The sequence below is a fragment of the Nitrosomonas sp. genome, from assembly GCF_040256045.1.
Classification (GTDB): domain Bacteria; phylum Pseudomonadota; class Gammaproteobacteria; order Burkholderiales; family Nitrosomonadaceae; genus Nitrosomonas.
On the sequence record NZ_JBDZWD010000029.1, the window covers coordinates 16951 to 28739 of the forward strand.

11 protein-coding genes and 2 tRNA genes are annotated in these 11789 nt (G+C 50.2%); 11 read left to right on the top strand and 2 right to left on the bottom strand.

Annotated features, from left to right (window positions below; translation table 11 throughout):
- Positions 1 to 27 precede the first annotated feature (27 nt).
- From ilvC to ABUL11_RS07005, 5 genes are all read left to right on the top strand, one after another.
- A complete protein-coding gene (gene ilvC, locus ABUL11_RS06985; protein WP_350283147.1) occupies positions 28 to 1044 on the top strand; it encodes a ketol-acid reductoisomerase in 1017 nt (338 codons plus the stop codon).
- Positions 1045 to 1048: 4 nt separating this feature from the next.
- Positions 1049 to 1699: a phosphatidylserine decarboxylase gene (locus ABUL11_RS06990; RefSeq protein ID WP_350283148.1), complete on the top strand. Its 651-nt coding sequence runs from the start codon at positions 1049 to 1051 to the stop codon at positions 1697 to 1699.
- Between the two features lie 2 nt (positions 1700 to 1701).
- A complete protein-coding gene (gene pssA / locus ABUL11_RS06995) occupies positions 1702 to 2481 on the top strand; it encodes a CDP-diacylglycerol--serine O-phosphatidyltransferase (RefSeq protein ID WP_350283149.1) in 780 nt (259 codons plus the stop codon).
- A 238-nt stretch (positions 2482 to 2719) separates the two neighbouring features.
- On the top strand, positions 2720 to 4252 hold the full coding sequence (locus tag ABUL11_RS07000; RefSeq protein ID WP_350283150.1) for a 2-isopropylmalate synthase: 1533 nt from the start codon (positions 2720 to 2722) through the stop codon (positions 4250 to 4252).
- Between the two features lie 169 nt (positions 4253 to 4421).
- Positions 4422 to 4883 carry a TlpA family protein disulfide reductase gene (locus ABUL11_RS07005; RefSeq protein WP_350283151.1) on the top strand — a complete coding sequence of 154 codons (462 nt, stop codon included), beginning with the start codon at positions 4422 to 4424 and terminating at the stop codon, positions 4881 to 4883.
- 147 nt (positions 4884 to 5030) lie between these two features.
- Here ABUL11_RS07005 and ABUL11_RS07010 read toward each other — a convergent pair whose 3' ends face one another.
- Positions 5031 to 5624: a lytic transglycosylase domain-containing protein gene (locus ABUL11_RS07010; protein WP_350283152.1), complete on the bottom strand. Its 594-nt coding sequence runs from the start codon at positions 5622 to 5624 to the stop codon at positions 5031 to 5033.
- Positions 5612 to 7318: a proline--tRNA ligase gene (locus tag ABUL11_RS07015; protein WP_350283153.1), complete on the bottom strand. Its 1707-nt coding sequence runs from the start codon at positions 7316 to 7318 to the stop codon at positions 5612 to 5614. The genes ABUL11_RS07010 and ABUL11_RS07015 overlap by 13 nt, the downstream gene beginning before the upstream one ends.
- Before the next feature lie 240 nt (positions 7319 to 7558).
- Here ABUL11_RS07015 and ABUL11_RS07020 point away from each other — a divergent pair, with 240 nt between their 5' ends.
- The 6 genes from ABUL11_RS07020 to ABUL11_RS07045 all read left to right on the top strand — a co-directional run bounded on the left by ABUL11_RS07020 (position 7559) and on the right by ABUL11_RS07045 (position 11789).
- Complete coding sequence (locus ABUL11_RS07020) at positions 7559 to 8122, top strand: RNA pyrophosphohydrolase (RefSeq protein ID WP_350283154.1); 564 nt, start codon at positions 7559 to 7561, stop codon at positions 8120 to 8122.
- Positions 8123 to 8225: 103 nt separating this feature from the next.
- The gene (locus tag ABUL11_RS07025) at positions 8226 to 9230 is read left to right on the top strand and encodes a cytochrome-c peroxidase (RefSeq protein WP_350283155.1); all 1005 of its coding nucleotides are present in this window, start codon (positions 8226 to 8228) and stop codon (positions 9228 to 9230) included.
- 260 nt (positions 9231 to 9490) lie between these two features.
- Complete coding sequence (locus ABUL11_RS07030) at positions 9491 to 10807, top strand: ATP-binding protein (protein WP_350283156.1); 1317 nt, start codon at positions 9491 to 9493, stop codon at positions 10805 to 10807.
- Between the two features lie 8 nt (positions 10808 to 10815).
- Complete coding sequence (locus ABUL11_RS07035) at positions 10816 to 11349, top strand: response regulator transcription factor (protein ID WP_350283157.1); 534 nt, start codon at positions 10816 to 10818, stop codon at positions 11347 to 11349.
- Positions 11350 to 11562: 213 nt separating this feature from the next.
- Positions 11563 to 11639, top strand: a tRNA-Arg gene (locus ABUL11_RS07040).
- Positions 11640 to 11717: 78 nt separating this feature from the next.
- A tRNA-Phe gene (locus ABUL11_RS07045) sits at positions 11718 to 11789 on the top strand.

Consider the following 11789-nt stretch of genomic DNA (forward strand, 5'->3'; position numbering starts at 1 on the left):
CCCACTCAATATTCTGGAAGGAAAATAATGAAAGTCTATTACGATAAGGATGCGGATCTGTCCCTCATCAAGAAAAAGAAAGTAGCCATCATCGGCTACGGTTCACAGGGACATGCGCACGCCAATAATCTGAATGATTCGGGAGTCAAGGTTACCATCGGTCTGCGTAAGGATGGTGCATCCTGGGATAAAGCAAAGAAAGCTGGTCTGACAGTGAAAGAAGTAGGCGCTGCAGTCAAGGATGCCGATGTAATCATGCTGCTGCTGCCGGATGAACAGATGGCATCGGTTTATCAGACTGAAATCGAACCGGCCCTGAAGAAGAATGCCACGCTGGCTTTTGCGCATGGTTTCAACATTCATTACGGGCAGATCATTCCGCGCGAGGATCTGGATGTGATCATGATCGCTCCCAAGGGACCGGGTCATCTGGTACGTTCCACTTATACCCAGGGAGGCGGTGTTCCATCCCTGATTGCTGTTCATCAGGATAAATCTGGCAGAGCACTTGATCTGGCACTCTCCTACGCGGCTGCGAATGGCGGTACACGTGGTGGTGTGATTGAAACCACATTCAAGGAAGAAACAGAGACCGATCTGTTTGGCGAACAGGTGGTGTTATGCGGTGGTTTGACATCACTGATTCAGGCCGGGTTTGAAACGCTGGTGGAAGCCGGCTATGCACCGGAAATGGCCTATTTTGAATGTTTGCATGAAGTCAAGCTGATTGTGGATCTGATTTATGAAGGGGGTATCGCCAACATGCGCTATTCCGTATCCAACAATGCAGAATACGGTGATGTATCGAGAGGGCCGCGTATCATTACTGATGCAACTCGTGATGAAATGCGTAAAATCCTGCGTGAGATTCAGACGGGCGAATATGCACGCGAATTTATCCTGGAAAATCGTGCTGGTGCACCCGTGCTCAAATCGAGCCGCCGTCTCGCCTCGGAGCACCCGATTGAAAGAGTGGGTAGCAGATTGCGTGACATGATGCCGTGGATCAGCAAGAATAAACTGGTTGATCAGGCGAAGAACTGAGCGTATGTCGACTTCTTACTATCCTCATCCGATCATTGCACGCGAAGGATGGCCCTTCATCGCTGGTGCATTTGCTATAGCGTTACTGGTGCAGTTTATGGCAGGCTGGCTATGGGCACTACCCGTCTGGTTGATTGCGCTGTTCGTTCTGCAGTTTTTTCGTGATCCTCCACGTATCATACCGGCCCTTGCCGGGGCAGTGCTTGCCCCGGCAGATGGGCGTATCGTTGCGGTAGATAAGGTTCAGGATCCTTATCTACCGCGTGAGGCGCTGAAAGTCAGTGTTTTCATGAATGTTTTCAATGTACACTCGAATCGCAGCCCAGTGGATGGTGAAATACAAAATCGATGGTATTTCCCCGGAAACTTCCTGAACGCAAGTCTGCCCAAAGCTTCACTGGAGAATGAACGCAATGCCTTGTGGATCAGAACCGATGGAGGCCAGGACGTAACCTGTGTGCAGATAGCCGGCCTCATCGCAAAGCGGATCGTATGTCATGTGCATTCGGGAGAGCATCTTGCCCGCGGACAGCGTTTCGGTTTCATCCGCTTCGGTTCACGTGTTGATGTCTATCTTCCGTTGGGAACGAAAATTAATGTTGCAATCGGTGATAAGGTTTATGCCACTCAAACAATCCTGGCCGAGTTTCGCTGAGTATGCAGGAATCTGATTCAGAACAACTGCCTGTCACAAACCCGCGGTGGAGGAGACGGGGTATCTACCTGCTGCCCAATCTCTTTACGACCGCGGCGCTGTTTGCCGGTTTCTATGCGATTGTCCAGGCGATGAACGGCCATTTTGAGCATTCTGCCATTGCCATCTTCGTAGCCATGGTATTTGATGGTCTGGATGGTCGGGTTGCACGCCTGACGCATACACAAAGTGAATTCGGTGCAGAGTACGACAGCCTGTCCGATATGGTTTCGTTCGGTGTGGCTCCTGCATTGATTGTGTACGAGTGGGCGCTGAGAGATCTGGGGAAACTGGGCTGGATCGCCGCATTCATCTATTGTGCCTGCGCAGCGTTGCGCCTTGCCCGTTTCAATGTAACGATCGAAGTCATCGACAAGAGATTTTTTCAGGGTCTGCCCAGCCCGGCTGCAGCTGCTCTGATTGCCGGAATGATCTGGGTGATGCTGGGTTTACAGGTGGATGTTGCCGATATCACATGGTTGGCGTGGATCATGACACTGTTTGCCGGGTTGACCATGGTAACCAATATTCCTTACTACAGCGGCAAAGACTTCAATCTGCACAAGAAAGTTTCGTTTTTTGTAGTCTCGCTGCTGCTTTTGTTCTTTTTTGTTCTGATTCCAAGTCACCCACCGTTGGTATTGTTCGGTGTATTTCTGACTTACGCTTTATCCGGGTACGGTATGAAGATCTGGCGGCTGTACAAGAATAGAAAACGTAACGAAATCCGTAAAGAAACCTGAATATCTGCTGTTGCGAAATAAAGGTAAACGTTTTATATTTACCGGCATGATGCAATTTACTGAAATTACTCCCGCCTTTCATCCTTTCCATCTGACAGCTTGGCTGTATCTGACCGGCCGACTGCTGCGCCTTGCGCGCTAATTATTTTAATCATTTCTTAATCTGTTTTGAAGTATGCAGGCTGGTACACCACCAGCCGGTAGTCCGTTTTAGCCAGAATAATAGTGGAGTGGGACAATGAGAGAGCATTTGGTTATTTTTGATACAACTTTGCGTGACGGGGAACAGAGCCCCGGTGCGTCCATGACCATGGAAGAAAAGGTACGCATCGCAAGGCAGTTGGAGCGTATGGGTGTGGATGTGATAGAAGCAGGTTTCCCGGCCGCTTCGAGAGGTGATTTTGAAGCAGTCCGGGCAGTAGCAGAGGCAGTAAGCAACAGTACGGTATGTGGTCTTGCCCGTGCGATAGAGGCTGACATCGATCGTACCGGGGAAGCCTTGCAGATCAATCAGAATGTGCGTATTCATACCTTCATCGCGACATCTCCGATTCATATGAAGAACAAGCTGCGCATGTCGCCCGATCAGGTTATCGATCAGGCGATCAAGGCAGTGAAATGGGCACGTCAGTACACTGATAACGTTGAATTTTCCCCTGAAGATGCCGGGCGATCCGAGATCGATTTTCTTTGCCGGGTGCTGGAAGCAGTGATCGATGCGGGCGCACGGACGCTGAATATTCCGGATACGGTGGGATATACCATGCCGGATCAGTTTGGTGGCCTGATCCGTACACTGCGAGAGCGCATTCCAAATTCTGATAAGGCTGTTTTCTCGGTTCACTGCCATAATGATCTCGGTCTGGCAGTTGCCAACTCGCTGTTTGCAGTTATGAATGGGGCACGCCAGGTGGAATGTACCATCAATGGCCTGGGCGAGCGGGCCGGTAACGCCGCACTGGAAGAAGTGGTGATGGCGGTGCGTACACGGCAGGATTATTTCCCCTGTGATACACGTATCGATACAACGCAGATCGTACCTGCCAGCAAGCTGGTTTCGGGAATTACCGGATTTCCGGTGCAGCCCAACAAGGCGATTGTCGGTGCCAATGCCTTTGCCCATGAATCAGGTATTCATCAGGATGGAGTGCTTAAGCATCGTGAAACCTATGAAATCATGCGTGCCGAAGATGTGGGCTGGGGAGCAAACAAATTGCTGCTGGGCAAGCATTCCGGCCGGAACGCATTTCGCAGTCGCCTGAAAGAGCTGGGGATAAAGCTGGAATCGGAAGAGAAACTGAATGCTATATTCATGCGCTTCAAGGATCTTGCAGATAAGAAGCATGAAATCTTCGATGAAGATCTGCATGCGCTTGTCTCGGATGAGGCACAGATTCCCGAGGAGCACTATCGTTTGCTTTCGCTGCATGCAGTCAGTGAAACTGGGGAAATACCCTTTGCTCAGGTTGTCATTGCCGTGGGAGGCAGTGAAAAACAGGCTGAATCCGAAGGAAGTGGTCCGGTGGATGCAACATTCCGCGCTATTGAGAAAATACTGGATAGCAGGGCAGAACTGCAACTGTTTTCGGTGAACAATATCACTAGCGGGACGGATGCACAGGGTGAAGTGACTGTCCGCTTGCAGAAAGCCGGGCGGATCGCCAATGGTCATGGAGCAGATACCGATATCATTGCGGCTTCTGCCAAAGCCTATTTGAGTGCCTGTAATAAACTGCACTCCAGTCTGGAACGGACCCATCCCCAGATCTAGTCGAGATAGAGGTTGCAAAATTGTTGACTGCCAAAATTGATTATATGAGGATAGCTATAGCAGGTAGTGATTGTGATACAGATGCAGTTCTTGTATCGCGATTTTCCGGAAAAGATCATAACCGATCTTTCATGATGAACTGTTCTGGTCAATTCTGCCGGAATATATGATGAAACGGTGGTTTACGATTCTTCTGCTTGTGCTGGTCGGGTATCTGCCTGTCTTCGAGGCGAGAGCTTATGGTTTCCACTTCGAAGACAGCTCAGGCAAAACACATACTTTGTCGGGCTATAAGGGAAAATGGGTACTGGTCAATTTCTGGGCAACGTGGTGCCCGCCCTGCCTGAGAGAAATTCCTGATCTGTCCGAATTGTCCCGTGAAAGAAACGACATCGTCATCATTGGAATTGCAATGGAGTATGACGATGCTCGGGATGTCATGAAATTTGTGGAGAAGATGACGATTCCCTACCCAATCGTGCTGGGTGACAGAGCTGCAGCAGCGCAACTCGGAGATGAGCTTTCGATGTTGCCAAGTACGTATCTGTTCGATCCTGATGGAAGGCCTGCAGCGCGGAAAATCGGGCTGATTACTCGCGCCGAGATTGAGGCTTTCATCAACACTCACTGAAATGATCCTAGAAACCCCTACACATCCGATTACACGCTTGGGGTATAGTTGGCTGCTTTGCTCCTCCCCGTGTCTTGCTAGGTAGCGCATCAGACACACACTCGAGCGCATCCAACTGCGCATCTTCCAGAATAAATATGAATCTGGTTATTGTGATGCCGTGGAGTAAGTCCAGTGGCGGTGCCAGGCGTTGAATACTAGATTGGGGTAGCCGGCCTTGCCTAGGCTGCCGTTATATCTTCCCAGTGCCCTGAAATAATCCCCCTGTTCCAGATCGAGATAGTGGCGAAGGATCGTGCAACCGTAGCGCAAGTTGACGCGCAGATGAAACAGATTGTGTTCCGGGTTGCCTATCGTATCCACCCAGAACGGCATGACCTGCATATACCCGCGTGCCCCGACGGAAGAGACTGCGTATTTTCTGAAATTACTTTCGACCTGGATAATGCTGAGCACCAGTTCAGGATCGAGCCCGGCGCGGGTGGCTTCATAATGAACGGTAATCAGGAATGCCTTGCGTTCCTCGATGTCAGGTATTCGTTTCTCCAGGCGTTTTGTCATACTGTCCAACCAGTCCTTTGCTTCAGGGCCGGGGAGAGTAATGAGCATGGGCACGGCCTGATCGCTGATAGTACGATGCAATACGGTGCGAGTACTGGCCGATAAGGGCTCATATATCTGTGCTCCGGCCATTACTGCACCGGGTATCAGGAATAACAGAGAATGTATCAGTCGCCACATATTTTGCTGATGATGGAAGCTGCCTCCGACAGCGAGAGCATTTGGGATGTTTTGTCCAGTCGTCCCTGATATTCCACCATACCCTCCCGCAGATTCCGCTCACCGATCACGATACGATGCGGGATTCCGATCAATTCCTGATCTGCAAACATGACTCCGGGTCTCTCCTCGCGGTCATCCAGTAATACCTCGATACCTGCTGCACGGCAGGCCCGATAAAGTTTTTCGGCTTCAGTCCGGATCTGCTGGTTTTTATGATAACTGACCGGAATGATCGACAGCTGGAACGGAGCGATCGCCTGTGGGAATATAATGCCCCGCTCGTCGTAGTTTTGCTCAATGGCTGCAGCAACGATACGTGAAACACCAATGCCATAGCAGCCCATTTCCATAATTCGGGTTTGTCCGGATTCATCCAGATAGGTAGCCTTCATTTTTTCCGAATATTTGGTGCGCAACTGAAAAACATGGCCGACTTCGATACCTCGGCAGATTTCAAGCACACCCTTGCCATCGGGTGAAGGATCGCCTGCCACCGCATTGCGGATATCGAATACCTGATCCGGTAAGGGCAAATCACGCTCGAAATTGGCATGGCTCAGATGGAAGCCTTCCTCGTTTGCGCCGCAGGTGAAATCGCTCATTTCCAGAACGGCCCGATCAGCGATGATTTCTGCTTTTACGCCAACCGGTCCGAGATACCCCGGCGGGCAACCCATCTCGGTAATGATCCTGCTTTCTTCAGCGAACTCGAAATCACCCAGAAACGGAATTTTTCTGACTTTGGTTTCGTTGAGCAGATGATCACCCCGCAGCAACAGCAGGTAAAACTTGTCGCCCGCGGTTATAGCCAGTGTTTTGAGAGTCTGCTCAACTGGAATACCCAGAAAATCAGCTACATCCTGGCAGGATTTGCAATCAGGGGTGGCAATCTTCTCCATGATTTCCGCCGGCTTCTTGCGTGGAATACCATGTGGCATGGCTTCGGCAAGTTCGATATTGGCGGCATAGTCGGAATCAGGGCAGAAGGCGATGGCATCTTCACCGGAATCGGCCAGAACGTGAAATTCATGTGATCCACTACCTCCTATTGCGCCGGTATCAGCAGCGACCGCACGGAACTTCAGACCAAGCCGGGTAAAAATCCTGGTGTATGTTTCCTGCATGAGACGATAGGTCCGTTCCAGACTGTCCACATCAGTATGAAAGGAATAAGCATCCTTCATGATGAATTCCCGTGCGCGCATTACGCCAAATCTCGGACGGATTTCATCGCGAAACTTGGTCTGAATCTGGTAGAAATTAATGGGCAACTGCCGGTAGCTTTTGATTTCACGGCGTGCAATATCAACGATGACTTCTTCATGCGTCGGGCCAAAGCAGAAATCGTGTTTGTGTCGATCCTGAATTTTCAGCATTTGCGGGCCAAATACATCCCACCGGCCAGTCTCCTGCCAGAGTTCGGCCGGATGAACGGCAGGCATCAGAAGCTCCAGTGCACCGCTGTTATTCATTTCCTCGCGGATGATATGTTCGATCTTGTGTAGAATTCTCAGACCCAGTGGCATCCAGGTATACAATCCGCTGCCCAGACGTCTGATCAACCCGGCTCGCAACATGAGCCGGTGACTGATCAGCTCGGCTTCAGCGGGAGCCTCTTTTAAGGTTGCGAGGAAGAATTGAGAAACGCGCATGATGGGATTCCATTATCATTATAGGTAATGGGGTAATTTTACCTTGAAATCGTCGTAATCCGGCGTGCTTCGGAGTACTTCTGCGGGAATTGGCCGCTGTTCCGGGAGTCAGAACAAGGTAAGTGTGAAAATTGCAGTGATTTAGGGTGCTGCCACGCGCTGCGCTACAAATCGTTACCGAAATATGGAAGAATTATCGGTAGTTCAATACAGATTAAGTTAAATTGATGGGTGAATCGGATGATAGACCGTAATGGATATAGAGCAAATGTCGGTATTATTCTCCTGAATTCACAAAATCAGGTTTTCTGGGGAAAGCGTGCCCGGCAAGACTCATGGCAGTTTCCGCAGGGCGGGATAAAGTCGGGAGAAACGCCCACCGAGGCAATGTACCGGGAGCTGGCGGAAGAAACCGGCCTGCAACCCGTACACGTGGAAATTCTGGGGCGGACGAGGGAATGGCTGCGTTATGACGTACCTGCCTGCTGGACTCGTCGGGACTGGCGTAAGAACTACCGGGGACAGAAACAGATATGGTTTCTGCTGCGCCTGCTGGGAAGAGACAGTGACGTATCGCTCGAAACCTGTGCACATCCCGAATTCGATGCCTGGCGCTGGAATCAGTATTGGGTCGAGCTGGAATCCGTGGTTGAATTCAAGCGGCAGGTTTATCGCCAGGCACTGATAGAGCTTTCGCAACTGCTGAGCCATGAAGCTGGCCTGGGTAATGATCGACCCTACCGGGAACCACTGGAGGCGGTTGAAAAAAACAGAAAGAAATCTTCTGATACCAGACGGAACTGATTCCGATTCCTGCCTGAAGTTCTGCTGTAGGGAGAAAAATTCAAGGCGTAAGCGGCTGCGCCATGTTAGCCGTTACAATTATTCAAATCACGAGGAGAGTGCAATGATCAAGCATACACTGACTGTTTCGCTGCTGTCATTAAGTCTGGGGGCGATGTTTGCGTCTGCCGGAGTAATGGCTGCCAACGAGCCGATACAACCCATTAAAGCGGTGACCCCGGAGAATCCCGATATGGTAGAACTGGGGAAAATGCTGTTTTTTGATCCAAGACTTTCCAAATCTGGTTTCATTTCCTGCAATTCCTGCCATAACCTGAGCATGGGCGGGACCGATAATATTACTACCTCGATCGGACATAAATGGCAGGAAGGCCCGATCAATTCTCCGACTGTACTGAATTCCAGTATGAGTCTGGCACAGTTCTGGGACGGCAGAGCCAAGGACCTGAAAGAACAGGCTGCCGGTCCGATTGCCAATCCGAAGGAAATGGCCTCTGCTCATGATTTGACAGCGAAAGTGATTGCTTCCATACCGCAATATCGTGAGCGATTCAAAAAAGTCTTCGGTTCCGAGGAAGTGACGATCGACCGTATTACAACTGCAATTGCTCAATTTGAAGAAATACTGGTTACACCGGGTTCAAGATTCGATAAGTGGCTGGAAGGCGATAAAAATGCACTCAATCAGGAAGAGCTGGAAGGTTACAATCTGTTCAAGAGCAGCGGCTGCGTGCAATGTCATAACGGACCGGCCGTGGGCGGAAGTTCTTACCAGAAAATAGGGGTTTTTAAACCTTATGAGACCAAAAACCCGGCTACGGGACGAATGGACGTGACCGGCAATGAAGCTGATCGCCATGTATTCAAAGTGCCAACTTTGAGAAACATCGAGCTGACTTATCCCTATTTTCATGATGGCGGAGCTGCAACGCTGGAACAGGCAGTTGAAACTATGGGAAGGCTCCAGTTGAACCGTGAATTCAACAAGGATGAAGTTTCCAAGATTGTTGCTTTCCTGAAAACGCTGACCGGCGACCAGCCCGATATCAAGTTGCCGATTCTGCCGCCTTCCAATAATGATACACCGCGTCCTCAGCCGTATGAGTGAGTGATGCCAGAGGAATTCCTGTCTCTGGCAGGTTTTCCTGAAATACCCTGCCGTTCTGTCATGGCGGAACGGCAGGGTGATTCCGGTCTGGTATTAGCGCTGATACTCATGTTCTGTGGGTGCGGGAAGATTTTCTCTTTATGAGGCGTCGGATTACCTGCTTGCATGATGTAAAAAAACGATGTATCAAGGGTATTCCGGGTCGTATCTGGTTTTCGTAACGGGGACAGAACGGACGAATGGAGTGAAAGAACGGATCGATGGGCATTCTTAATATCCTGAATCAATCTCCCTCCGGTAAGAATCTGCAGCGTCTGTTCCTGCTCAGGATTATTGCTATCGTTTCCCAGATCATCATTTTCTGGGTAGTTTACAGTATCATTGAGCTCGAACTGCCATGGGCAGCGATTATCCTGACAATCTCCCTGCTCGCAGCTCTGAACTTTCTCACCTGGATTCGCCTGCGCTATTCCTGGCCGGTGACCCACCCCGAATTCTTTACCCAGTTGCTGATCGATGTGGCCGGATTGACTACATTACTGTATTTCAGTGGCGGTTCAACCAATCCCTTCATCTCGCTTTATCTGCTTCCGCTTACCATTGCTGCGACTGTGTTGCCCTGGTATTACACCTGGATCATGGCAGCAATCACCATTTCCTGCTACACCTTCCTATTGTTCAAGTTCATCCCGCTTCCGCACGATCATCTCGATGACCACAGTCGCCACATGTTTGAATTCAACCTGCATATCTCGGGGATGTGGCTGACATTTGTGCTGAGCACCTTACTCATCACTTCGTTCGTCGTCAAAATGAATGCCTCGATCCGGGATCGTGACAAGGAATTGTCCAGATCGCGTGAGCAGGCGCTGCAGAATGAACAAATCATCGCATTGGGTACGTTGGCTGCCGGTGCAGCACATGAACTGGGCACGCCGCTCTCGACCATGGCCATTATCGCTGGCGAGCTGCAGCAGGAATCACCCGAGAATACTGAGTTCCAGAACAATATTCGTATCCTGCGCAACCAGATTTACCTGTGCAAACAGACGTTGACCCATCTGCTGGCTGATGCCGGTCAGGCCAGAGTAGAAGAAGGAAACAGCCAGCCTGTCGATATTTTCCTGCAGCAGGTGATCGACAAATGGCAACTGATCCGCCCATCGATCCGCTTCACCAGTCGATGTGAAGGGGAACAACCAGCGCCGATCATCATGAACACTCGTTTGCTGAGTCAGTCTATCCTGAACCTGTTGAACAATGCGGCTGATGCTTCGACTCGGCAGGTGATCATTACCAGCCGCTGGGATGAAAAACAGTTGCATCTCGAAATACTCGATGACGGACCGGGATTGGATGCAGAAGCTGTTGAACATGCGGGAGAGCCATTTTTTACCAGCAAAGGGCTGGGACAGGGCTTTGGTATCGGATTATTCCTTGCCAATACCAATATCGAGCGTTTCGGTGGGAATGTGCGTTTATTCAATCGTCCTGAAGGCGGAGCCTGCACCCATGTCACCCTGCCGGTTTTGCACGGAACGACCAGTACTTCACTACTAAAAGGAGAATGCCTGTGAATGATTCCATGGATCGCCCCAGTCTGCTGATCGTAGATGATGATGAAACTTTTTGTGAAGTATTGGCAAGAGCAATGGTAAAGCGCGGGTTTGACACCACCTGCATGCATGACATCAAAACTGCGATCGAGCAGGCCGAAGTATTGATGCCTGAATATGCCATCATCGACCTAAAACTGGGAAATGAGTCCGGCTTATCATTGGTCGAGAAAATAAGGGAATTGGATCCTGGAACCCGTATCATCGTGCTGACCGGTTATGCCAGCATCGCAACGGCAGTTGAAGCCATCAAACTGGGGGCCACCCATTACCTGGCAAAGCCGGTGGATGCGGATGACATCATGGCGGCATTCGAGCGTACGAGCGGAGATACCGAAACCCCTATCAGCCCTCATCCACTTTCGGTAGAACGGCTGGAGTGGGAATACATTCACCGTATCCTCATGGAAAATGACAATAACATCTCTGTTACGGCCAAGGTATTGAATATGCATCGCAGGACGTTACAGCGCAAACTCTCGAAGAAGCCGGTACAGTTATAATCGATTTCGGAGGCTTTGTATTCGATGCAGCCAAATCAGTGCTTTTCAGAAGGCCGGCTGGTCTCGGATAAACTGCCGGATTCTTGACAAAAACACGTGAATGTAACATCATGCACAGCTCCCCGGACACACCGGGCGTCATTTCCTGAAATGGTTGTGAAACAGAATAATAAACAGAGAGATGGACAGTCTCCTGCATAAAGAAGATGATATGCGCCCGTAGCTCAGTTGGATAGAGTACTTGGCTACGAACCAAGGGGTCGTGGGTTCGAATCCTGCCGGGCGCGCCAGAAAACGGGTGTTGTGATGAGTGTTGTTTATCTGCGCTTCAGAGCAATATCAATCTGACAAATCATTGCTTACTTAAAGGCCAAGTAGCTCAGTCGGTAGAGCAGAGGACTGAAAATCCTTGTGTCGGTGGTTCGATTCCGCCCTTGGCC